23 protein-coding genes are annotated in these 25116 nt (G+C 25.3%); 2 read left to right on the top strand and 21 right to left on the bottom strand.

What is annotated here, in order from left to right; genetic code table 4:
• Positions 1-1393: 1393 nt before the first annotated feature.
• Positions 1394-3079 carry a hypothetical protein gene (locus SGLAD_RS01245; protein WP_134297225.1) on the bottom strand — a complete coding sequence of 562 codons (1686 nt, stop codon included), beginning with the start codon at positions 3077-3079 and terminating at the stop codon, positions 1394-1396.
• Positions 3080-3295: 216 nt separating this feature from the next.
• Complete coding sequence (locus SGLAD_RS01240; protein ID WP_134297224.1) at positions 3296-4744, bottom strand: hypothetical protein; 1449 nt, start codon at positions 4742-4744, stop codon at positions 3296-3298.
• A gap of 466 nt (positions 4745-5210) precedes the next feature.
• Between SGLAD_RS01240 and SGLAD_RS05295 the strand changes: the two genes are divergently transcribed.
• The gene (locus SGLAD_RS05295) at positions 5211-5384 is read left to right on the top strand and encodes a hypothetical protein (protein ID WP_166739149.1); all 174 of its coding nucleotides are present in this window, start codon (positions 5211-5213) and stop codon (positions 5382-5384) included.
• A 306-nt stretch (positions 5385-5690) separates the two neighbouring features.
• Entirely contained in the window at positions 5691-5846 is a 156-nt protein-coding gene (locus tag SGLAD_RS05520) for an IS3 family transposase (protein WP_425057113.1), read from the top strand.
• 1014 nt (positions 5847-6860) lie between these two features.
• On the opposite strand, the gene SGLAD_RS01230 is transcribed toward SGLAD_RS05520, so the two are convergent.
• The 19 genes from SGLAD_RS01230 to SGLAD_RS01140 all read right to left on the bottom strand — a co-directional run bounded on the left by SGLAD_RS01230 (position 6861) and on the right by SGLAD_RS01140 (position 25114).
• A complete protein-coding gene (locus SGLAD_RS01230; protein ID WP_134297222.1) occupies positions 6861-7487 on the bottom strand; it encodes a hypothetical protein in 627 nt (208 codons plus the stop codon).
• A gap of 11 nt (positions 7488-7498) precedes the next feature.
• On the bottom strand, positions 7499-7759 hold the full coding sequence (locus SGLAD_RS01225) for a hypothetical protein (protein WP_134297221.1): 261 nt from the start codon (positions 7757-7759) through the stop codon (positions 7499-7501).
• A gap of 66 nt (positions 7760-7825) precedes the next feature.
• Positions 7826-9313 (bottom strand): glycoside hydrolase family 1 protein, encoded by a 1488-nt coding sequence (locus SGLAD_RS01220; RefSeq protein ID WP_134297220.1) that lies wholly within the window; start codon positions 9311-9313, stop codon positions 7826-7828.
• A 15-nt stretch (positions 9314-9328) separates the two neighbouring features.
• A complete protein-coding gene (locus tag SGLAD_RS01215) occupies positions 9329-11767 on the bottom strand; it encodes a PTS transporter subunit EIIC (protein ID WP_134297219.1) in 2439 nt (812 codons plus the stop codon).
• A 120-nt stretch (positions 11768-11887) separates the two neighbouring features.
• Positions 11888-12202, bottom strand: coding sequence for a PTS sugar transporter subunit IIB (locus tag SGLAD_RS01210; RefSeq protein WP_134297218.1), 315 nt, complete (start codon positions 12200-12202; stop codon positions 11888-11890).
• A 178-nt stretch (positions 12203-12380) separates the two neighbouring features.
• Positions 12381-13823, bottom strand: coding sequence for a pyruvate kinase (gene pyk / locus SGLAD_RS01205; protein ID WP_134297217.1), 1443 nt, complete (start codon positions 13821-13823; stop codon positions 12381-12383).
• An 83-nt stretch (positions 13824-13906) separates the two neighbouring features.
• Entirely contained in the window at positions 13907-15361 is a 1455-nt protein-coding gene (pyk, locus tag SGLAD_RS01200) for a pyruvate kinase (protein ID WP_134297216.1), read from the bottom strand.
• A gap of 24 nt (positions 15362-15385) precedes the next feature.
• Positions 15386-16354, bottom strand: a complete 969-nt coding sequence (pfkA, locus tag SGLAD_RS01195; RefSeq protein ID WP_134297215.1) for a 6-phosphofructokinase — start codon at positions 16352-16354, stop codon at positions 15386-15388.
• A 108-nt stretch (positions 16355-16462) separates the two neighbouring features.
• The gene (hpt, locus tag SGLAD_RS01190) at positions 16463-17029 is read right to left on the bottom strand and encodes a hypoxanthine phosphoribosyltransferase (protein ID WP_134297214.1); all 567 of its coding nucleotides are present in this window, start codon (positions 17027-17029) and stop codon (positions 16463-16465) included.
• A 26-nt stretch (positions 17030-17055) separates the two neighbouring features.
• Positions 17056-17478 carry a Holliday junction resolvase RuvX gene (ruvX, locus tag SGLAD_RS01185; RefSeq protein ID WP_134297213.1) on the bottom strand — a complete coding sequence of 141 codons (423 nt, stop codon included), beginning with the start codon at positions 17476-17478 and terminating at the stop codon, positions 17056-17058.
• Positions 17471-18454, bottom strand: coding sequence for a phosphatase PAP2 family protein (locus tag SGLAD_RS01180; protein ID WP_134297212.1), 984 nt, complete (start codon positions 18452-18454; stop codon positions 17471-17473). Before SGLAD_RS01180 ends, ruvX begins: the two co-directional genes overlap by 8 nt.
• 61 nt (positions 18455-18515) lie before the next feature.
• Positions 18516-19874 (bottom strand): phosphopyruvate hydratase, encoded by a 1359-nt coding sequence (gene eno, locus SGLAD_RS01175; protein WP_134297211.1) that lies wholly within the window; start codon positions 19872-19874, stop codon positions 18516-18518.
• 115 nt (positions 19875-19989) lie between these two features.
• A complete protein-coding gene (gene typA, locus SGLAD_RS01170) occupies positions 19990-21813 on the bottom strand; it encodes a translational GTPase TypA (protein ID WP_134297210.1) in 1824 nt (607 codons plus the stop codon).
• A gap of 74 nt (positions 21814-21887) precedes the next feature.
• A complete protein-coding gene (locus SGLAD_RS01165) occupies positions 21888-22364 on the bottom strand; it encodes a hypothetical protein (RefSeq protein ID WP_134297209.1) in 477 nt (158 codons plus the stop codon).
• Positions 22364-22771, bottom strand: coding sequence for a SemiSWEET family sugar transporter (locus SGLAD_RS01160; RefSeq protein ID WP_134297208.1), 408 nt, complete (start codon positions 22769-22771; stop codon positions 22364-22366). Before SGLAD_RS01160 ends, SGLAD_RS01165 begins: the two co-directional genes overlap by 1 nt.
• Positions 22771-23133 carry a SemiSWEET family sugar transporter gene (locus SGLAD_RS01155; RefSeq protein WP_134297207.1) on the bottom strand — a complete coding sequence of 121 codons (363 nt, stop codon included), beginning with the start codon at positions 23131-23133 and terminating at the stop codon, positions 22771-22773. The genes SGLAD_RS01160 and SGLAD_RS01155 overlap by 1 nt, the downstream gene beginning before the upstream one ends.
• A gap of 11 nt (positions 23134-23144) precedes the next feature.
• On the bottom strand, positions 23145-23600 hold the full coding sequence (locus SGLAD_RS01150) for a hypothetical protein (protein ID WP_134297206.1): 456 nt from the start codon (positions 23598-23600) through the stop codon (positions 23145-23147).
• A 2-nt stretch (positions 23601-23602) separates the two neighbouring features.
• Entirely contained in the window at positions 23603-24415 is an 813-nt protein-coding gene (locus SGLAD_RS01145; protein WP_134297205.1) for a hypothetical protein, read from the bottom strand.
• 3 nt (positions 24416-24418) lie between these two features.
• A complete protein-coding gene (locus tag SGLAD_RS01140; RefSeq protein WP_134297204.1) occupies positions 24419-25114 on the bottom strand; it encodes a hypothetical protein in 696 nt (231 codons plus the stop codon).
• Positions 25115-25116 lie beyond the last annotated feature (2 nt).

The following is a 25116-nucleotide window of genomic DNA, read 5'->3' as shown; positions in this document are numbered from 1 at the left end:
TAAAAAGCTTTGGTTTATACAACTTTTGGCACATCACAAATAAGATGATCTCAAAGAATTCGAATTAAAATAGTTGATAAGTTAGAAGGTTATTTGCCTAGACTGATTAAATAATATAATAAAAAATATTTAACTTTTATTGATAATTATAAAATAGTTCTAAGAAAAATTTATAAAGAATCCTAAATGGTTTTCATATAGGACCACAAGAATTGTAATAAAGGTTCAAGTATTGATTAAGATAATAAAAAATGATTTGTTTATTCGGGTTATGAAACTCTGTATTTAAAACTAAAAACGAGAGTTAGGGTTATGAAACTTAAGATGATAAATATTATTCTTCAATTAGCAATGAAGCTTATGAATTAATAGAAATAAATGACCATAGACTTCATGTGAATAACTATACAATTAAAAAATAAGAAACAGAATCTATGAAATTACAAAAATTGAAAATCCTTAGAAATATATCTGTTTAAATATATTTAATAAGAAAAGAAAAATATAAGAAAAAAATATAATAAATCAGTTTTTTTGCGACATTATCGCTTACAATCAAAATAATTTTTTAAAATATTTTAAATTAAGTTTAAAAGTCAAAAAAGAAGATTTACCTTCTTTTTTTTAAAAAATTAAGCAAATATTTTAGTATATAGTAAATTTATATTTTTTAAATTCTATTTCACTTTGCATATTTGTTTAGTCAGAATAAATTTCATTATGTAAAATACTTTTTATTCATGTTTTTATAACAAATCTATCATTACCTCAAAACTCTTCTATATAAACTTTAAGAAGAACATACATTCTTCCTATATTTGAATAAAAATCTTTATAAAATACTTTTTAATAATCTTTATTAATTCCTCTTTGTAATTATATCAAACTTATAATTATCATAAAAACGTATAGCACACTCTGAATTTAAATAATTTGTAAAATAACTTACTCCAATTTCCACTACAATACTAATCAATTTATATTGTTTAAAAAATCTATTTTGCTATTCTCATAATTTCTAACATTAATACGTTTCCTACTTCAACAAATCTTTTTATTATATCAACAGCTTTTAGAAGTTCAACTCATGTATCAATAATATTTGTTTTTTTACCAATAATAATTTTTTATTCAGAATATTTTTTATCTATATTTTTTTATCCTTAATAGTAGTATTTATTCTGGGATTTGTATTTGTAGAATTTAAGCTTACGCTACTACTAACACCTATTAATAAAAAATTCAATAATTTCTTCATAATTATCTTTTAAATGATTATACAAATATTTAAATTTAATAAAAACTAAAAAATAAAGTTTGAAAAAATAAATTAGTTATTGACATTTAATATAAAAAAATAGTTTTTTAAAAGGTTTTTTTATATTGATTTTTTCTATACATAATTTATTATCATCTCTATATCATCTGCAAATCCGTTTATGGTTCAAAATATTAAAATTTGTTTCTCTTTTATAAGGTCATCAAGATCATATTTGATTTCAACGGATGTAAAATCATTTATAGTATCAGGTTTTGTATAGTTAATTTTAGAAATCAGTGAGTTAACAGCAGATATGTATGTAATTTCACAATTTGTTCTTCTAAAAATATCTGTTTTTATAAGAAAGTAAAATGATTCAGCATTAGTATCAACTATAATTTTTTTATCACTTATTTTTCAGCTTAATGTTTTATCATTTTGTGGTTTTATATTAAAAATATTAGGTGTAACTTCCCAATTTGGATTTTTATAATAATATCTAAGAACTTCAATATTATAATCGGTTTTATACTTTATAGAAAATTCTTTTGAATTATCTAGTTTAAACAAATGATCAGCTTCAATTGTTATGCTACTTTTATTATTATTTTTATTATACATCCAAGCCTCAATATCGATTGATTTTTCATTTGAATAATCAATATAATTTTTTGTACTTTTCCCATTTTTAAAAATTATGTTATTTTCTTTTCTTTCTTCACTACTTATCAATATTTTTACATTTTTGTTATCATCTTGAACTAAAAACTTTTGTTCTTCATTTACTTCTAAATTTATATATGATTGAGGTTTTCAATTAATTGGTATAATAGGAGACAGTTCAATTGTTACAATACTTAAAAAAGTATCTGTTTCTTCACTCACTTCTAATTTAATTTCTGTCAATTTGTTTATTGTATTAAATTCCATTTCATTAAACATAACATAGCCGCTTAGTTCATTTCCTGTAGCTTTAAAATCTTGTACTAATGTCAAATTTTTATTCACAGGTTTAACTTTAACGTTTTTATAATTATTACTATTCATTATTATTTTTGTTTTTTCACCTCAAGATGAATAAACTCAACTATTTATTGAACTAACCATTTCATTAGATGCATTATATGAAGTTTTATTATTAATAATAACCTTAGTGTCGTTAATAGCATTATCAGCACTAAAAATGATAATAATTTTTTTATCTGCTTCTGATTTATTTAATTTAACTTCAATGTTAATTTTAGACTTATCCAATTTATCATACTCAAATTTTGATATTTGATCTGAATTATCGCTTATTTGATATTTTATATTTTCTAACAAATTAAAGTTTTCTATTTGTAAAGTGATTTTTTTATTTTCATAATTTGTCTCGTAATAGTTTCCATCCTTAAAACTCATTTCATTAACAGAGCTTCTTAAAATATTTATAATTTTTGAGTTGGATTTTGAGTAATCGGGTTGATAACTATTATTTTGTTCTATAACACTAGTAATTTCTACATTAACTTTTATATTTTGTTTGGTCTTATCTTCTTCTCTTAATTTTATTAGTCAACCTTTATCTGCGTAGCTATTTAATTCATCAAAATATATATATTTATAATTTTTAAACTCTTCTTTTAAAACTTCTTTAAATTCGGAAACATTACTATAATAATAATATTTATTACTTGCTTTTTTTTCAATCATATTAAATATTTCTTCTTCTGTTATTAATTGTTTTTGACCACATGAAATAATATAGTTCATTGGTGTTATCGAAAAATATGAAATAGAAAGTAAATATAATATTTTTTCATTTAATCACCCTTTCATTTTAATTATATATTAATGACAAAATTATACACCACACATTAAAAAATAGATTTTATCATTATTCCATAGGATTATTGAAAATGAATATTACCTCTAATAAGTTCTAAAACATAAAGTAAATAATATTTTTAATAATCTTATTATATTAAGAACCAAATATTATAAAATAATATTTGGTTTTAAACTTCATAAATATTTTAAAATTAATATTTATCTTTAATAAGAAAAATATATTTTTGACAATGTTGATGCTCCACTAGTTTTTGCTCAACTAGGATTTCAACCGCTTGCATAACTTTCAAAATACATATAACTATTTATATAAAGCCTGTTATTGTCTCATCATCATTTTATAGTTCAATTAGCTTTTGTATAATTTACTTTTCCCACAAAAGAATGATCAAACATTAGCTTGCTATTAGGATTTGAATTTAAAGAAGCAACTTCTGTATGATGACCGTTAAAATGAGAGTCACCATTTTCATTATTTCATGCTCTAAACCAAATATCAAATTTTATATTTTTTAATGTTGCTAAAAATGCTTTTTTCCCTAAAGTAGCATCAAATCGAAATGTATTAGAATGATAATCTCTTTGAGTAGAACTATATGCATTAACAGCTTTTTCGCCAGAATAATCGTTTGGAGTTAAAGCATTGTAATTGTAATATGTAACAGTTACTTGTCCATAATAAATTGAATATGTTTTTGCTTTTATAACTGCTTTTTCATAACTTAAATTATCATCAACTACTTCAAGATTATTTACATCAAGATTGTTTATACGAGCAAATTTTTCTAATATACTATTTTTTGTTAATAAAATAATTTCTCCTAAATTTGTTATTGAGCTTTTAGATATATTAGTTTTTAAACCGTAAGTTATTCTAGCGGTACCAAAATAAGTATCCATACTTTTTTTAGGTGATAATTCAAAATAATCATTTTTAAATATAATGTTTATTTTGTCTATTAATATATCTTTGTTATTTTTCTTAATAAATTCTTTAACTGCTAAAATTGATGGAACACTTTCAAAATTACCCATATAAGAGTTTTTAATAGATTTACTTAGATCATAACCTTTTTTGTAATAGACTTGAACACTGTTACTAAAAACTTGATTGTTTACAGAAATAACATCTGCACTAGTATCATTTATACCTGATATTTTTAAATAATTAAATTTATCTTTTAAAAAAGGATTTAATTCTATTATTTTATCTTTAATTTCAAGCTCGCTAATTTTTTCTAAAAGTCCTAAATTGCTATTTTTTAATACTTCAGTTAAATCATAAACAACATTATCTCTTGTAAAAATAATCTCAAGTTCTAATGCACCATTGAAATAAGGATTATTATCTGTAGCTTCAATACTTAATCTTCTTTTAGATTTATTTTTTATTGCTAATTCTTTTTTTAGATTTTCTAATCCTGTAACTAAAAAGTAATTATCATTTTTCTTCAAAAGCGATATTATACTTATAAGTTCTTTTTTATATTCACTATTTTTAACGGCTATATCTTTTAATGTTTTAGAAATTATTTGATTATCTGTTAAATTTTCTTGATTTAAAATAGATGTTAAATCAATCTTTGATTCATCAATCAAAATGAAATCTAAATCCGTTTTTTCATTTGCACTTACATTTTGTTTATTAAACAAATTAGTGGTGTTATTGTTATAACTACTAGGTTTAGAAATACCAAGTGCTAACGAACCACTAAATAAACTAATTGCTAGTGACTTTAAAATTAATTTTTTAATTACTTATTTCTCCTAAATAATTTTATAACTTTAAAAAAATTTTTAAATTAAATACTGTCATAATAAAATTAATTTTATGTAATTAAAATTTTTTTATTTAATAAAATAAAAAAATGAGACTATTTAACTTATTTTAAGCGATTACTTTAAATAGAAAAGCTTTTAGTTGCAAAAAGTTGTAGATATATATATTAATTACAGTTTGAACTATTTAAATTATAAAAACTTCTAAAATTTCTAAATAATTAAATTTTAAAAAAAATAATGTTTAAGTAAAAAAATGAGTGAAAAATTATTAAAAAGAATTCTCTAAGAATACATTATGTTAAAAAAACATAAAATTAAACAAGGAGAATTTTTTTATGTGGCGATTTTAAAAGGAAACCGGTTGATTATTCTAGATTTTGATACTAAAAAAGAACTAATAAACAAGTACTTTAATCAAAATTTATCTTTTAGAGATTTAGCAAAAACTCACAACATATCATACTCAACAGTTAGATGAATGTGTTTAGATTGAGAAGTTTATGGTGATTAATCACTTTTTTGAAAACTGGAAAACATAACAAACATAATGAAAAAATCAGAACTAATTCAAAAGATTTAAAATATAGGAAAATCGCGGAACTAAACAAAAAACTAAAATGATTAGAAAAGGATAAAGAAGTTTGGAAAAATTCAATGAAATAATGGAGTTTTCGGAAAAAAATAATTAATTATGATAAAACAATAGATAAATATAAAAATAAATATACAATTTTTATACATGTAAATAATTAAATATAACTAGAGATAGTTATTATAGCAGATGCAAAAAAAGCCAGAATATGACTTATAATTAGATTTGAATTTAGCTTATAAAATAAAAGATATTTTTATGAAACGCAATGGAGTTTATGGGGTGCCAAGAATTAAAATAATTTTGAATAATAAAGGGGTTATGGTAAGTAAAACTAAAATAGATAAAATAATTAAAATATTTAACTGTATTCAGTTATAAGAATAAAAAAATGTATATAAAACCAAAAAAAGTCAAATATATAACACATGGCATCAATCATGTTAATAGAAATTGATCTTTATATTCAAAAAATGAGTTATGAGTTCAGATGCTAGAAATATGACTTTTAATAAAAAATTTGCATATTTAAGTGTTTAAAAATTGTAAATATTGGATTAATAGTTGATCATGAAGCATATTTAAAAAACGATATAAATATTTATAAAAAATCACTAGAAAAAGCTTCGTTTCATAGAAAAGATATATCTAAAAAAACTTATTATTCATTCTGATAACAAAACACAATATATATCAGCATTTGCAAGATGATATGCTAAAAAAATAACATGATAATATCATTATCTAGACATGGTAACTCTATTGATAATGTAAAGTGTGAAACTTTTTTCTCATTTTTAACAGAAGAATGAAAACTGAATTAAAAACAAAATAACTTTATTAATCTAAAAAAGGTAATAGATAATTATGTAAATTTTTATAACTTTACAAGAAAAATATTAAAAATAACAGATCTCCAGCATATGCTTATATCGGTTTTATTCCACATAAAAAGAATACTTCAAATAATTTCAAAGTATTCTTATAAATTTTTTGTAGACTTGACAAAGTATATTTATGTTTTTTAGGTTTAAGTTCCTTTATTTAAAAACAAAAACAAAAATTATGGTTATGAAAACTCAAGATAATAAATATTATTCTTTAATCGGCAATTATATTTATAACTTAATGAAATAGACAAAAATAGACTTCACGGTAATAAATATACAATCAAAAAAGAAAAACTAGATTTTATTAAACCACCAAAAATGGAAAGTCTGTGAAAATATAGTTATTGACAATTCTTTAATAAGAAAAGAAAAAATAAGTATATATTAATATATTGTTTTTTTGTAAGATAATCTCTTACAATCAACAGTTTTACTTTTTTTAAAAATAAAAACATCAAGATTATGCTTAAAAATTGTTTTATAAATAAGCTAATCTTGATGTTTTTTATCTTTGATATTTTTGAAGTTTTAAATTTAATTTTTGAAGTTTTTCATTATATTTATTAATTGTTTTTTCATCTAATTTTTCAATCTCTAATTTAAGATTTAAAATTTGTATTTGAAAAGATATATTTCTTGTTTTTTGATAAATTCCTTTTAAATAATTTTGTTTAAGACCAAAAACTGTTTCCATTCCAATATTTGTATCTGTGTATTTAATTTTAGTATTATTTTTTGAAGGTTTAAATTTTACACAACGTGAGTATGAATTAGTTTTACTATAATATTTAATTGAAAATTCTTCTTCAACTTCATAAGTTTCAATTCTAAAAGTTTGATTATTAGTTTTTTTTGAAGTTATACCAAAACATCCTTCTTCAATTTCATTTAAATCAATATTTGGATTTAAATCATTAATAGCTGACTTTACAAATGCTTTAAAAACTTCTTCAACTGGCGCTTTAATAAGAGCCTTTTTTATCATAATTTGAACTCTTTTATTTTCATCTAATAAAGAATTATAAACTTTTTGTTCAAATTTTTTTTCTAAACGATCAAAGTCACCTTTTAGTTTTCGATAATCATCTCCAAATTTTATTAAAACTTTATCTTTAACTTCAAATTTTTTCATTTACAACTCCTCTAACTATTTGTATTTACTAAACCACTTAATATTAAAATTAAAATAGCTGCAAATATTCCACCAAGTTGTATACCAAGCATAATTCAGTTTATTCTTGGTATTGGTTTTCTTCTTGCTTTTGTATAAAAAGATAATCCTACTCAAATTATTCCAGGAGCTACTATAAAAAATAATATTAATACAATAAACAATCAATCTAATCCTTTTGGACTATTTGTTGATGCTTGAAATATTTCAAATAAAATTGGTTGTATTATCATATAACTATTCCTATTCTTTTTTTAATTTTACAATAATTTTTAAAGCTTCAAATAAAATTTAACTTACTATTTAAAAAATAAATCTCACTCATCAAGAGTTTTTTGTAATTCTTCAACTAGTTGATTCATATCAAAATCAAGTTTTAAACCTTTGTTTTTAATTACATTTTTATATCAAACATAACTAAGTTTAGGTTTTCTTTCTCTAATTGCAGAATTAAAATCAACACTTACTAGTCCATAATCTTTTCGATATCCTCCACTTGGAGAAAAAATATCACAATAGGTTCATAATGAATATCCTATAAAATTTATACCTTTTTGTTTTGCTTCCATAACTTTTTGAATATGAACTGATAAGTAGTTTATCCTATCTGTATCTAAAATCATATCTGCACTTTTATTGTCAAAGTCACCCATACCATTCTCTAATATCATAATTGGTATATTTTTACCATACATTTGGCAAAGTTCTTGTGCACCTGAAACAAGTCGGTTTGGATTAATTAATCAATTTCACTTTGTATATTTTTGATCTTTTGGAAATACATAATATAAATCTAATTCTTCATTAAATTGAGGTGGAATATGTCAATCATTATTTGAAAAGTTTTTTATTGAGTGAGTTATAAATACAGGTCGATAATAATTTCAGCCAATTAAATCAAGTTTATTGTTTTTTAAATAGACTAAATCATCATTACTTATTTCAAAATTTAAGTTATGTTTTTTAATATAATCAAAATAACATTTAGGATACTCTCCCTTAATACTTGGTGATAAATATAACTCTAAATTTCATTCATTATATCTTTGACATGCTTGTAAATCATTTTTTTCATCTGTATATGCAATTGGAGGCGATCAATCGTGATCAACTCCAATAATCGCATTTTTTGATACATAACCTTTTAATTTAGCTGATTCAAACTCTTCTTTTGCAATTGCAGCTATCATATTTAAATTATGAAGTGCTTGAACAAAGTTTAGTTTGCCTACCTTTTGAGGTGGTAAGTAATCACTTAGATATGCATCTTTAGTAAAAGATGAATTTTCATCTGAAACAAATCAAACATCTGTGTATTTACCCAGATGTTTGAAACATGTTTTGACATAATTACGAAATCAATTTTGGATTTCTGGATTTTGAAATCCCCCTCTAACCTCTGCTCATAGTGGTGTATCTCAATGAAATAAAACTGGTATAGGTTTAATATTTTTATCAACAAACTCACTAAAGAAGTCGATGTAAAATTTTATACCTTCTGGATTTAAGTAATGTTCATCTTTTGGATAGATTCTAGTTCAATCCATATTATATACAAAAGCGTTTAAACCCAATTTATTCATAATTCTTGCATCAGTTTTATATTTATGATAAAAATCTGCTGCAACTTCAATACTATTTATTTCTCTGATCGCTTTACCAACAGGAGGTATACAATAATTTCTTTTTGTAAATTCATCTCAAATTGATTGACTTCTTCCACCTAGCGATCTTGCTCCTTCAATTTGAAGAGCACAAGTTGATGCACTAAATAGAAATTCTTTCATAATTACCTCTTAAATTTATCCTTTTTTAGCTTTGTAAGCTTCTTTGACTTCTTTAATTTTTGAAATCATTTCTGCTTTTCTTGCTTTAACTTGATCTATTTTTGATTTTTTAAATTGTGAATGAGTTGCTTTAGCTTTTGCTTGTTCTTCTTTAATTGAAGGCATTTTTGCAACAAATTCTTCTTTAATAGCTTTAATTTTTTCTTGTAAAGCAAGTTTTTCTGATTTAATATCTGTTACTTGTTTTGAAAGTAATTTTTCATGTAAATCAAATTTTAGTTCATTAATTCTTCTTGGTTTTTCTCAAGCTTCTTTATAAATATTATTTCTTGATTCACCAATTTCTTTAACAACTTCAGCTTTATAGTCATAGAAATCAACTTTAATATTTGCAACATCTAAGTTTCTTGCTTTTCTATTTTCTAATTTAACTGGGTCAGTTACTTTTTGTTCTCAGAATCTATTTTGTGATTCTGCATTTCCAATTGCTGCTTCTCCACCACTAACAATTCTTTCTACTTTGTTTGCTAATTTTTCACCAGCTCTGTAGAATGGATCGTTGAAGAATCTCATTTGTCTATTGTATTCTTCAATATTTTCTTTTCTAATTTTTTTGAAGTGAAGAATATTGTCCATGATTATAAATGGAGTGTATATTCCAAATGATGCTGCAAAACACACCAGTGCTACAACAAATGCTCATCCAGCACCATAAATATAAGTTAATGGTGATGCTATAAAGAATGGAGTAGTTCATGGTACAGTAAGTACTGCATAACCTGTTAAATTCATTACATCTGGTGAAGCTAATCACGCAATAAAGATATTAACCATTGGAGCTAGTATAAATGGCGCTAAATATCTACTATTTAATACGATTGGGAAACCAAATACAATTGGTTCGTTAATTTGAAAGACTCCACAAGGTCCCGCATAAGTTGATATTTTTTTATTATCTTGTCTTTTAGAGAATACAAATGTACCAACAATTAGGGCAAGAGAAGCTCCAGATCCACCAACATTCATAAAACAGTCAAATATCGGTGCTGCAAATGTACCCATTTCTCCAGTTTTTACAGCTGTTTCATATCCAACGGCAGATATTAGTGTTAAGTTAATAATATTTAACATAGATCAAATTGGTGAAAATGCACCATTAACAACATTTGATCCATGAATTCCAAAGAATCATAAGAATGAGATAAAGAATGCATATGCTAATGCAAGTCCTAATCCTCCTGATCCTTTAGCAAAAGTTAATAAGAATGATACAAAGAATTGATAAATAGCAGCTGATAAACCAAATTGGTCGTAGTTAATTGAAACAGCTTGATATTTTAATAAGAATATTAAGTTACCATTTTGTTCAATAAATTGCATTGATGCTAATGAATTAAATGAATAAATTTCTTTAGCCATTCCACTCATAAAAGCAAATACTGTTGTAAAGTATTGTTGTTCTGTTCCTGAATAACCTTCATACATTGTTTTTAGTTTTTCAAACATTTGAGTTTCAGATAAATTACTATTTGTTAATTCATTTAAACTTTTAATAATTGATTTTAATAAATCTTGATCCATATTTTGGATTCCAGCTGGAGCTTTAGCAAGTCATGCTTGAAATGCTGTTTCATCCATAATTCCATCTGTAGAATTTTTAATTGCATCAAATAATGCTTTTAAAGTATTTGCATTAGCATCATTAGTTGCTGAGAAAAATTGAGAAGTATTTACTCTAAAAAAGTCCTTAAAGAAAAATGCTGGAATAAATACAACTAAATTCATTCCTGCCATAATTAATGCTGTGATTAAGAATGGTAGAAATACTGCAAATGATTTACTAACACTTGGTGGTACTCCATCTGGTAATTTTATATATAACGCTCTTACATTTGATAAATAAACAAACAATTCTGTTGCAATAATACCAAATATAATAGCAGAGATTAGACCTTCAGCTCCTTTAAAGAAGTCTACGTTTCCCATAGTTGTTGCCATAAAACCAATTGTTGAAGCAAACCCTGCTAAGATTGGTGATTTGAAGTTTCTACTTAGTGACAAGAAATATCCCAAAGTAAATGAAAATCAAATCGCTGTATAACCAATTGTTATAGTATTTAATTGGTTAAAAGTATATGTACCAATTAATCAAATTTTTGAAAAAACTGGATCTGATTGTATAAAATTTGTTATTTCTGCATTAGCATAATCTGGGTGCACCATTTTAGCAATTAATCCTAAAATAGATACAAATCCAGAACCTCCCCCCGCAAATCCAATAGAACCAATGATTAATCCTAATGAACCTGTAATAGTTAAAGGTAATAATGTTCCAAATGCATCACGCATAGCAGCAAGATGCCTTTGAGAACCTAATCTATTCATAGCAGGAACAAATTTTTTACCAAATCAGTCTTTAATTTTGGAATTGGCTGATCCTTTTTCTGTATTCATATTTTGTCCTCCTAATTAATTTACAAATTTTTAATTAAAAAAATGAAATTAATAGTCTTTTTAATTATTCACACTTCCTAAATAAACTTTAAAAATACACTTAATAAATAATAATTTTTGTTAAAATTGTACACCTGCCTTTTTAGCCATTTCTTTTGCCATTTGGATTGCTTCGGCTCCTTTAGCCACAGCATAAATTGGTGCTGGAATAATTGCTACAGGTTTTTTAGTTATAGATTCAAATTCTTTTAAACCATAACCAACTTGCGGTCCTAACATTATAACGTCTCATTTATCAATTTGTTGTTTTCCTTCTGTAATACTCATAGCTTCAATAACACATTCTAAACCTTCACGACGTGCAGCTGATTGCATTTTTGAAACCAACATACTTGTAGACATTCCTGCTGAACAACATAGTAAAATTCTTAACATATATTTATTTCCTTTCATTATTATTATAGAATATTTTTCCGAAATAACAAGCATTATTTGTAATTTTTTTTAGCAAACTAATTTATTACTAATACTCTATTTTTTTATTTTAGAACATCAATTTATAAAAAGTTTTTTAAAATAAAAAAGAATTTTGAAAAATCAAAATTCTTTTTTATTAATCTACTACTAATTCTGTTATGTTTTCATTTCTTACAAATAAGATTTTTTCTCCTGATTTAGCTCCTCAGCTTTTTGCAACATTAATTATTGCTTTATGATCATCTAAAAATGCGTCAAAATCATCTACTCTGTTCATAAAGATTGAGTGTCATACACCAAAAGCAGTTCATAATTTTGGTTCTGCACTTACTCCCAATATTGTTACGTTAGGTCTAAATTTAGAAATAGTTTTTAAAAGTTCTCCTGTTCTTGAAGCAACAACAGCATATTCATATTTTCCATCAATTGAAGTATTTGCTAATTGGTTTGCAATATCTGCTCTTTGACCACTTGTTGATTTTCTAGCATTTTCTAACTGTTTTTCATAATATAATTTAGTATAAAATTCAATTTCTGCACGTTTGTTAATTGTTGCCATAGTTTCAGTTGTAATAAATGGGAAATCTCCATTTGCAGATTCTCCACTCAACATAGTTGAATCTGCTCCCAATTCTGTTGCATAGTAAACATCAGTTACTTCTGCTCTAGTTGGTTGAGGGTTTTCTGTCATTGATTCTAACATTTGAGTTGCAACTACTACTAATTTTCCTTTTTCACGACATTTTCTAATAATTCTTTTTTCTTGGAAAGGAACTTCGTAATAAGGAATTTCTAAACCTAAATCCCCTCTTGCAATCATTATTCCATCGCTTGCTTCAATAATTGAATCAATATTATCAATTGCGATTTGTGATTCAATTTTTGAAATAATTTGCACATGTTCTGCATTTTCTTCTTTTAATAATTTTCTAATTTCAGCAACATTATCAGCTGAATTTACAAATGATGCTGCGATATAATCAATACCTTGTTTAATTCCAAATTTAATGTCATTGTAATCTTTTTCAGCCAAGAATGGTAAAGTAAAGTCTACACCTGGTAAATTAACACGTTTGTTAGTTTTAACAACATGTCTGTTAAATGCTTTACACATAACTATTTTTTTATCTTTATCAACACTAGTAACATGAGTTGTTAATTTTCCATCATCAATTAAAACTGTATCTCCAACTTTAACATCTTGAGACATATCATATGACATTTGTAATTCAGTTGGTCCACACTCTCTTGATGAAAATGATTCAGGATCTGTATAAACTGTAATTTCTGTTCCTGCTTTTATTTCTTGCTTTCCATCTTTCATTTTTCCAACACGAATTTCTGGTCCTTTTGTATCTAAAAGAATTGAAATTGGTTTGTTAATTTCTTCTCTTAATTCTTTTACTCAATCGAATCTTTCTCCGTGTTCTGAAAAATCAGCATGTGAGAAGTTTAAACGGATTGTTGTCATTCCGTTTTCAAATAATTCATTAATAGCTTCTTTTGAATGAACTGAAGGTCCAAGAGTTGTAATAATTTTTGTTCTTTTTACTTTTTCTTTTAAGTTATAAGTTTTCATATTTATCTCCTTATTTGTTTTACAATTAAAATTATAACATTTAATAACATTTCTACATAAAAAAAGGGGATTTAACCCTTTTTTTAAACAATGTGAGTTTTAATATCTTCTGATCTAACTATTAAAATTTCTTCACCTTTTTTAGCTCCTCATAAACGAGCTATTTCAGCTGCTAAATCTGGCTTTTTAACAATATCATCAATTTTATCAACTTTATTCATAAAGATTGAATGTCAACAACCAAAGGCATTTCAAAGTTTTTCATCTTCTACTACTCCTAATATTGTTACATTAGGTCTAAATTTAGAAATAGTTTTTAAAAGTTCTCCTGTTCTTGAAAGAACAACAACATACTCATATTTTCCATTTCTAGTTATGTTTGCTAATTCATCTGCAATTCTTGCTCTATGTCCACTTGTTGAATTTCTAGCCATTTCTAATGCTCTATCATAATAAATTTTTCCATAAAAATTTAATTCAGCACGTTTATTAATAGTTGCCATTGTATGAGTTGTTATAAAAGGATAAATTCCTGCAGCAGATTCTCCACTTAACATTGTTGCATCTGCTCCTAATTCTGTTGCATAATACACATCAGTTACTTCTGCTCTAGTTGGTTGAGGATTATCTGTCATTGACTCTAACATTTGAGTTGCTACAATACAAATTTTTCCTTTTTCACGACATTTTCTAATAATTTCTTTTTCTCAATGAGGAACTTCATAGTAAGGTATTTCTAATCCTAAATCTCCTCTAGCAACCATTATTCCATCACTAGCATCAACAATTTCATCAATATTAAAGATTCCAATTTTTGATTCAATTTTTGAAATGATTTGAATATGTTCTGCGTTTTCTTCTTTTAAAATGGCTCTTATGTCATTTACATTTTGTGCAGTATTTACAAACGATGCTGCAATATAGTCAATTTTACTATTTGCTCCAAATCTTATATCTGAAATATCTTTTTCACTTAAAAATGGTAATGAAAAGTCAACCCCTGGTAAGTTAATTCTTTTGTTAGTTTTTACAATATGATGATTAAATGCTTTACAACTAATAACGCCTGGTTCAACACTTACAACATGCATTGTTAATTTCCCATCATCAACTAAGATTGTGTCTCCCACTTTTAAATCAATACTCATATCATATGATACTGTCATTTCATTAGCATTACATTCTCTATTTTTGTACTCTTCTTCTAATGTATAAATTCTAATATCACTACCAGCTTTTATTTCTTGAGATCCATTAATCATTTTTCCAACACGAATTTCTGGTCCTTTTGTATCTAAAAGAATTGAAATTGGTTTTTGTTCTTCTTCTCTTAACTCTAAAACGCTTTTAATTTTTGCAATATGCTCTTCTTGTGTTCCGTGAGAGAAATTCAATCTAACAACATTCATTCCATTTTCTAATAATTTTCTAATTGAATCTTTTGTGTTTGTACTAGGCCCAATTGTTGTGACTATTTTTGTCCTTTTAATTTTTTTTTCTAATTGATTAGGTTCATAAAATTCAATAGCTTTTTGCATAACACTTTCTCCTTTTTTGTAAATTTAAATTGATAAGTTATTTTTTCTTGCTTTTTGATATTCTTGAGATTTATCTGGTTTTGGCATGTTTAATGTTGAGTTAATATCTCTTGCCACAAGCTTGTTATCGCTCATACCAATATATAATCCACCTTTTCCTTCGATTAATTGTTCAACAGCAAATATTCCTGCATTTACTGCTAAATATCTATCCATTGCAGTTGGACTTCCACCTCTTTGAACATGTCCTAAAACAGTCGCTCTAGTAACATAACCTGAAGCTTCTTCAATTTTTGTTGCTAAACTATGTGCATCATATAATTTTTCTGCAACAGCTACAACAACACTTCTTTTACCAGCTTTTGCTAAGTTCTTTACTTCTTGACAAATTTCTTCTTCTGTTAAAAAACTTTCTTTTGTTGAAAAGACTTCTGCTCCAGTTGCAGTTGCTGCATAAAGAGTTAAATCTCCACATCCATTTCCCATAATTTCAACAACACTACATCTACTATGTGATTGCATAGTATCTCTTATTTGATCAATTGATCTAACAACTGTATTTAAAGCAGTGTCAAATCCAATTGTGTAATCTGAAGAAACAATATCATTGTCGATTGTACCTGGCAATCCAATACAATTTATACCTAAATTTGTAAGTTTTTCAGCACCTTGATAACTTCCATCTCCACCTATTACTACTAATGCTTCAATTCCAAATTCTTTCAAGTTTTCAACAGCGATTTTTCGAACTGATTCTTCTTTAAATTCAGGAAATCTAGCTGACCCTATAATTGTTCCACCTCTTGAAATAATATCTGAAGCAAAAGTTGTATCAACTTTTTCAATTCATTTATTAATCAATCCTTTGTAACCTTCTCTAATTACATACGCTTCAATTCCTTTTGAAATTGCTGATTTTACAACTGCACTGATTGCAGCATTCATTCCCGGAGAGTCCCCACCTGAAGTAAGTACTCCTATTTTTTTAATCATAATTAATGCCTCCATCTTAAATATTATATAACTATTATTTGTTTAGTAATAAATAATTCAAAAATTTGCAAAATAAAAAAACCAATTTGGTTTTAAAAATTTAGATATTTATCATTTTCAATCATCTAATTTATCTGTATCACAAACTGCAATATATGGTAAATTTCTTAATCTTTCATCATAATCAAGACCACAACCTACTACAAATTTGTTTGGTATTGAAAAACCACATCAGTCTAAGTTTACTTCAACTTTTCTGCCTTCTGGTTTATCAACTAAAGCAATGATTTTTACATCTTTTGGTTTTCTTGCTAACAAATATTCTTTAACATATTGAACAGTTAATCCAGTATCAATAATATCTTCAACTAAAAGAACAGTTTTTTCTTCAATTGATACTCCTAAGTCCAATAGTACATTTACTTTACCTGTTGATTGAGTTGTTCCTTCGTATGATGATACTTTCATATATTCAGTTTGACATTGATAATCAAAGTTCTCTATAAATTTTGCCATAAAAGGTACGCAACCTTTTAATAAACCTACTAATATAACTGTGTTATCTTTTACCTGTTGGCTTTTATAATAATCTGAAACTTCTTTTCCTAATTCTTTAACTCTGGTTTCAATTTCTTCTTTTGATAATAATATTTCTTTTACAAGCGGGTGCTGCATAAATTCCTCCATAAAATTATTTTATACTAATTATTATTTTGTAAAAAAGTTTCTAAAATTAATCGTGCTGCTAATTGATCTTTATTAACTTTTTGTTTTTTTCTACTCATATTTGCTTCAATTAAAATTGCTTTAGCCATTCTTGTTGTAAGTCTTTCATCAACTTTAACAAGTTTTTCATCATTTAAGTTTAATTTTTCTTTTAAAAGGTTAATAACTAATTCTACCATTTCAACTCGGTGACCAATAGAACCATCCATATTAATTGGATAACCATATATTATTTTTTCATAACCTTCTTGATCTAAAATTTCTTTTAAAAGGTTAATGGCTTCTACAAAATTATTTTCTTCAAATCTTATTGTTTTGTAGGGATTTGCTAAAAACCCTTCACTTGTAGCAACTCCAATTGTTTTTGATCCAATATCTAGTCCAATATATTTAGCCATTTTTATTTCCTTTTTTTTGAGATATTTTTTCTTTATATGAAATTTCTTTTTTAATTAAGTATTTTGGTAATCAATACTTTGTAATCAAAAATGCTACTAAACAAATAAAATATGCCATTAGTACATCTGTTAAAAAGTGAGCTAATATTAAAATTCTTGAAACACCAGTTAGTATTGCTAATATTGAAAAAATGACTAATAAATAATAATAGAGTTTTTTACAAAGATTATTTTTTTTATCAATAAAAAACAATAGTCCAAAAACACTACAAGCTGATTGAGTGTGACCTGAAGGAAAGCTTTGTCCACTTCTGTTTTTAATACTAATTTCAAAAGGATATTTAAAAGCATCCTTAGGATTTTCTAAATTAAATATTTCTCTTGGTCTTGGTCTTGCTACACCAATTTTTAAGATGTAAACAACAACCATGCTTATTAAAATGAATATTAAACAAAGCACTGCATTAAATCCAACTTTTTCAATATCAATTTTTGTTTTAATTATTTTATTTGTATAAAAAATTAAGTGTATAAATATTATTGTTAATATCCCTAATAATAGAGCGACTGATGATATTGTTAATTGAATAATTAATTGGTTAATTGATTTAGTTTCATTTCAATCTTCAATTGATTTATAAAAACTAAAAAACAATAAAGATAATAAAAATAAACTTCCATAAAAAATACTAATAATTATTTTTATATATTTTTTAAAACCTTCTTTATTTTTTTTAAAAACTAAAAATGTTGCAAGAGTTATAGAGATATAAACTGGAAAACTTATTATTGAATGACCATAAATATTAAAAACATACATTATAAGTTCTAAAAAAATATTATTTTGATTATAATTTTCAAAATTTTTTAAAGATATATCATAATCATAGATTGAAGCAATTGTAAATATAGAAAAAAATATTAAAAAACTAATTATTCAAAATATTAAATTGTTTTTTTTAGTTTTAAATAGCATACTTTACCTCTTAAAAAATTATACACAAAAAAAACTCTATAAATAGAGTTTTGATTAGTTGTTATTTTTTTAAGTTATAGAATGATTTAATACCATCATAAATTGCAGAATCTCCAAGTTCTGCTTCAATTTCTAATAATCTATTGTATTTTGCAATTCTATCAGATCTTGACATTGAACCTGTTTTAATTTGCCCTGTGTTTAAAGCAACAGCAAGATCTGCGATTGTTGAGTCTTCTGTTTCTCCTGAACGGTGAGATGCAACAGCTGTTCAACCAGCTTTTTGAGCCATTTGAATTGTTTCAATAGTTTCAGTTAATGTACCAATTTGGTTTAACTTAATTAAAACTGAGTTTGATGCACCTTTTGCAATTCCTTCAGCAGTAATTTTTGGATTTGTTACATATAAGTCATCTCCAACGATTTGGATTTTAGTTCCTTGTTCTTGAACTTGTTTGATAAATCCATCTCAATCAGATTCTGCTAATCCATCTTCAATTGAAATAATTGGATAGTTGTCATTTAATTTACCTAAGAAGTTTACCATTTCTTCAGTAGTTAATGCTCATTCTTGTCCAGTTCTTTCTTCTATTTTTTTGAAGTGGTATTTTCCATCTTCTTTGTATAATTCTGAGTTTGCAGCATCCATTGCGATCATAATACCTTCTTCTCCAGTTTTATAACCTGCTTTTTCAATTGCTTCAACTAATAAGTCTAATGCAACTTCAACTGGTGTTTTTGCTTTATATTCATTTAAATCTTTTTCGTTTTTGTATGCTCAACCAAAGTGAGGTGCAAATCCACCTTCATCTCCAACTGCAGTTACATCACCTTTTTCGTGTAGAATTGATTTTAATGTTTGAAATACTTCTGAAGCTCATCTTAATGCTTCACTAAAAGTTGGTGCTCCAACTGGCATGATCATAAATTCTTGGAAGTCAATTGCACTATCTGCATGAGCTCCTCCGTTTATAACATTTAACATTGGAACTGGTAATCTTCTTGCATTTACCCCACCAATATATCTGTATAGTGGAATGTCCAATTCATCTGCTGCTGCTTTTGCAACTGCTAATGATACACCTAAGATTGCGTTAGCTCCTAAGTTTTTTTTGAAATCATCACCATCTAATTTGATCATTGCTTTGTCGATTTCAATTTGATTAAAAGCATCCATACCAATAACTAATTTTGCAATTTTGTCATTAACATTTGCTACGGCTTTTAATACTCCTTTTCCACCGAAACGTTTTTTATCTCCATCTCTTAATTCTAATGCTTCTCTTGAACCAGTTGATGCTCCTGATGGAACTTTAGCTGATCCACGTCCTCCAAATTCAGTTTCTACATCTACTTGAACTGTTGGAAATCCACGTGAGTCTAATACTTCACGTGCTACTACTTTAACTATTTTTGACATATGTGTTTCTCTCCTTACTCTTTTATAATAAACCTAATTAGTTATTATGAGTAAGTTTTTTAAGGATTTTACTAGAATATTTTTTAAAAAATATTAAAAAAAATAGAAATTTTCCCTAATGAGGATCATTTCTATGTTGTTTTCTTTCATTGCTTGAAAGTCATTTTTTTCTTAATCTAACATCATCTGGAGTGACTTCTACAAGTTCATCTCATTCAATAAAATCAAGTGCTTCTTCTAAAGTGAACTTTCTTGGTGGTGTTAATTTAATAGCATCATCAGTTCCACTTGATCTAGTATTTGTAAGTTTTTTTGCATTTGTTGGGTTAACTTCTAAATCATTATCTTTTGAGTGTAGTCCAACAATCATTCCATCATAAACTTGTACTTGGGGACCGATAAATAAAATTCCTCGGTCTTCTAAGTTGTTTAAAGCATAGGGAAGTGAAACACCACTTGCCATTGAAATTAATACACCATTATTTCTACCTTCAATTGGACCACGATACTCTTCATAACCAACAAGCGATTTAACCATAACACCTTCACCTCTTGTGTCATTTGTAAATTCAGATTTAAATCCAATTAGCCCACGAGTTGGAACTGAGTAAGTAACTTTATCTCTTACTCCATCAGAATCCATGTCTAACATTTTTCCTTTTCTTAAATTAAGTTTGTTAATTACAGTTCCTGAATATTCACTTGGTACATCAACAATAACTTTTTCAATTGGTTCTAATTTTTCTTTATTTGGACCAACTTTAAAAACTACTTCTGGTCTTGATATTCCTAATTCAAAACCTTCTCTTCTCATTGATTCTATTAAAACTGAAAGGTGTAATTCTCCTCTACCAAGAACTTTAAATCCATCAGCACTAGAGTCAGTTAAAGCTTCAACTTTTAAACCTACATTAACTTCTAGTTCTTTATCTAATCTTTCTTTAATGTTTCTTGTAGTAACAAATTTACCAACTTTTCCTGCAAATGGTGAGGTATTAACTAAAAAGTTCATACTCATAGTTGGTTCTTCAATAATAATTGGAGGTAATGGGTCAATTTTATCAACATTATTAACTGTATCTCCAATTGTTAAATCTTTAATCCCTGAAATTACAACAATATCTCCAGCTTGTGCTTCTTTAACAGAAACTCTTTTTAATCCTTGGTATACAAATAAACCTGAAATTTTTTCTCTATTAATTGAACCATCATTTTTTGAAATAGATACTTGTTGTCCTTCTTTTAGAGTTCCTTTAAATAATCTACCAATTCCTAATCTACCAATAAATGAGTCATATGCCAAAGAAGAAATTTGTAGTTGTGCATCTTGTTCAACTAATTCTAGTGGATAATTTCCAACTTGTTTTATTATTGTTTCAAATAATGGTGACAAGTCTTTTGATTCTTTATCCATTGAATATTGAGCGATTCCTTCTCTTGCGATCCCAAATAAAGTTTTAAATTCTAATTGTTCATCATTTGCATCTAATTCCATAAATAATTCTAAAACTTCATCAACAACTTCTAAAGCTCTTTGATCTTTTTTATCGATTTTATTAATTAAAAGAATTGGTTTTAGACCTAGTTCTAAAGCTTTTGAAAGTACAAATCTTGTTTGAGGCATTGGCCCTTCTGAAGAATCAACCAACAAAATAACTGTATCAACTGTTTTCATAATTCTTTCAACTTCACTTGAAAAATCAGCATGGCCTGGTGTATCAACAATATTAATTTTGTAATCATTATATTCTATTGCACAGTTTTTTGAATAAATAGTAATTCCACGTTCTCTTTCTTGATCGTTACTATCCATAACTTGCTCTTTTACTTCTTCATTAGCTCTAAAAACTCCTGCTTGACTTAAAAAAGCATCCACTAATGTTGACTTTCCAGCATCAACGTGGGCTATTACGGCTATATTTATAATTTTTTTATTCATTTTTAATTTTCTCCCAAATGTTTTACATAAAAAAATAATACCAAACTTTATAAGGTTTTTATAAAAGAATTAAATTATTCTTGTGGTATTTTTATTTTTTTAAAAAATTCTGCTCCAAATTTATAATTGCTAGAGTTACTAAAAACTCTGTAGATAACAAAATTTAATGTAAATTCAATGTCTTTTTTTTTACCTGCAATTGTAATAAAACGTTGTTCACGATCATTTCCTTCAAGAGATGATTCTTTTAAATCGGTTGTTTGTTTAAAAAGTTTTTTAATTGGATTAAAAAACTTTTTATCTATTAAACTTCCTGGAATTTTTTTATTTTTATCTTCTAAAAAATTACTATCTTCATAATCGTAGTTTAATGATTTATCAACAATTATTTCGTTTTCTAAAATTTCACACAAATCTTTGTCGCTTTTTTTGTCAATATATTCTAATTCTTCTCCAATTAAAGTGTTTTTACCAGTTCCACATGAAACTATTGTTGAAAAAATTGAAACATTAAAGATAATAGCGCTTAAAAAGCTTAAAACTTTTTTCATTAAATGTTTTTCTCTTTCTTATTTTTTATTTCTTGTTTTTGTTGTTTTAACAAAATATTTACATATTTTTTTCTTAACAAATTAATTTTATCTTCGTTAAGGTTTTTTTCAACTACAATTCTTTTATTTTGTAATATTGATACTAATTTTAAAATTAATATCACCAATGATGTCAACCCAGCAATAATATTTGTAACTATTAATGGTCAATTTGGAGGAATTAGTAAGGCTGAAGTGGTAATTCATAAAATAGCTGATATTGTTCATATTATATACATTGATAACGAAACATCGTTTACAGATTTTGTTTTAATAATTTTAATACATTGAGGCATTAATCTTATACAACTAAAAACTGTTGCTATTCAACTTAAAACTTTAATAAAAACTTGTAAGGATTCTGACATTATTTTTTCTCCTTACTTGATTTATTAATTAAATTTATTAAATCTTCTTCATTTAAATTTAAAATATGTTCATTATTATGGATAAAATTCAGATACTTTTTATATTTATAACTACTTATTGTTTTTAATATTAATAAAATTCAACCAAACGAACAAAGCAATGTATTTGTAACAAGCAACTGCACATAGTTTATTAAAGCAGCATATACAACTCAAATTCCATTTCCTATAACAAAAAATAAAATAGTTATTAAACTAACATCTTTTGCACTTCTTCTTTGTGCAATTCTAATTATTTGAGGTATTAAAGAACTAACCAACGAAATTGAAGCTATTCAACTTAAAATATCATTAAAACTCATATTTTCTCCTTTTAATTTAAATCTGTTTGATTATATGTTTCAATATCTTCAAATAATTTTTTAATAATTATTCAAGCTTGATTAGTTATATTTGTCATTGTAATAATTTGAGATTCAATACTTTCATCTTTAATGAATTTAATAAATTGCTCATGATTAAAATCTTCTGAAATTTTTTGAAACATTAATTTTATATAATAAATAAAAAGTAAACTTGCTATATCTCAAAGTTTTTTTTCTAATTGTTTAACTATAACATTTTCAAGAGTTGATGTAATAGTAATAACTTTTTTATATAGAACTTCAAGATTGCAATTTGATAAATTTTTGTACAAGTTATAATCATTATTTAATATGTCAATTCCACTGTATTTGTCTCTTAAGGCGATATAATTTTCTAATAAAGTAGAAAAAAATATGCTATCCTTTTTACAACAAAAAGGAAATTTTTGATGTATTGCTTCCATTATTAATTTTTTAAAGTTTTATAAAATATTTCTTTTGCTTCTTCGTTTAACATAACAGTTTCTGACATTCTCATCCCATCTTCTTCAATTAATGGTTTGTTTTCTTCGATAATAGTTCTAGTAATTTTTTCTTCTTCAGCAATGATTTTTTCTCTTAACAACAATGCAAAGTAAAATTTTGTTGAATAATAGATTGCAAAATTATATAAAATTACTTCTTCAGAATGTTCAAATTCATACTTATTTTCACTATCATCTTCTAGTAAATCTAGTAGATCGCTAATTAAGTCATTTATTAAATAAGTTTTTTGAATAACTTTTTTTGAATCATTTATAAAACTAGATAATTTAACAACCTCATCAATAATTTCTTTTGTGATTGGTTTGTATTTTGCAATAACAGTTAAGTCATTAAATTCATTGACAAGAGCATCATAAATTGTGACCACCAATTCTATAAAAGAATAATCATATAATCTTAAATCTTTATCTTGAATTTTAGGATCATCATAAATTTTTTTTGACATATCGTAAATGTATTCATAATCTGAAAAAGTATCGCAAATTGCCATCAACCTAAGTAAACAACTTAAACTATCACGATCTACTTCTTTTTTTTCACTAACCTCAGTTTGTTCAAAAGCAATTTCCATATACTCTCTAAAATCTGTTGTGTCTTTTTTTTCGAATCATCTTTTTTCAAGTAATTTTAAATACTTATTTTCAGAACCAAAAAGAGAAAGAAGCATATAAACCTCATTAGAAATTATATCTCTTGGTATGTGACTATAATATTCTCACCCTTTATGTTTCATAATTTATTTTCCTTTCAAAAGCTCATTCAAATAATCTAAGTAACTTATAGCAATTGCTAAAACAGCTCAAAGATTTATTATCATATCTTCTGCTAAATCATCTTTAACTGCTAATAGATTTTTAAAATACTCAAAATCACCATCTGGCTTTACAAAAATAGTTTTTTCTAATTCTTTTAAATCTTTTCACAATTCTTTATTTAATATTTCTTCATAATAATTATCTAATATAAATTTATATTTGTTTGCTCCTTTTTTAATATCTTTCAAATTACTAGTTGTTTTTTCAAATCCTAAACTGTTTGCTTTTTCAATAATAAATTTAGCAAAGTCTTGTTCATTAGTTTTTGTACTATTAATAAGTTGTAGTCAATATTCACTTGCTAAAGAATCTAATGTTACTAGTAATTGTCTAAAAAGATTTAATAAAATTAAATAATCATTTACACCTTCGTTTAATTGCATAATTACAGCAACACTATCAGCTGAAGAAATTATGTTTATAGCTTGAACTAAAAATTTTTTATATCTTTTGTTAATAAACTTGTAAAACTCTTCACGATTTTTTGAGTATATTTCACTAAAAGCAACTAAACTTTCACTAAAATCTTTTACAATATTAACTAAATTTTCTTTATCAAAATTTTTAACCAGTTCATTAGAAGAATTTAATAAATTTTGTCAAATATTTTTATCCATAA

The sequence above is a fragment of the Spiroplasma gladiatoris genome (assembly GCF_004379335.1).
Classification (GTDB): Bacteria; Bacillota_I; Bacilli_A; order Mycoplasmatales; family Mycoplasmataceae; genus Spiroplasma_A; species Spiroplasma_A gladiatoris.
This window is presented reverse-complemented; position numbering and strand designations above follow the sequence as displayed.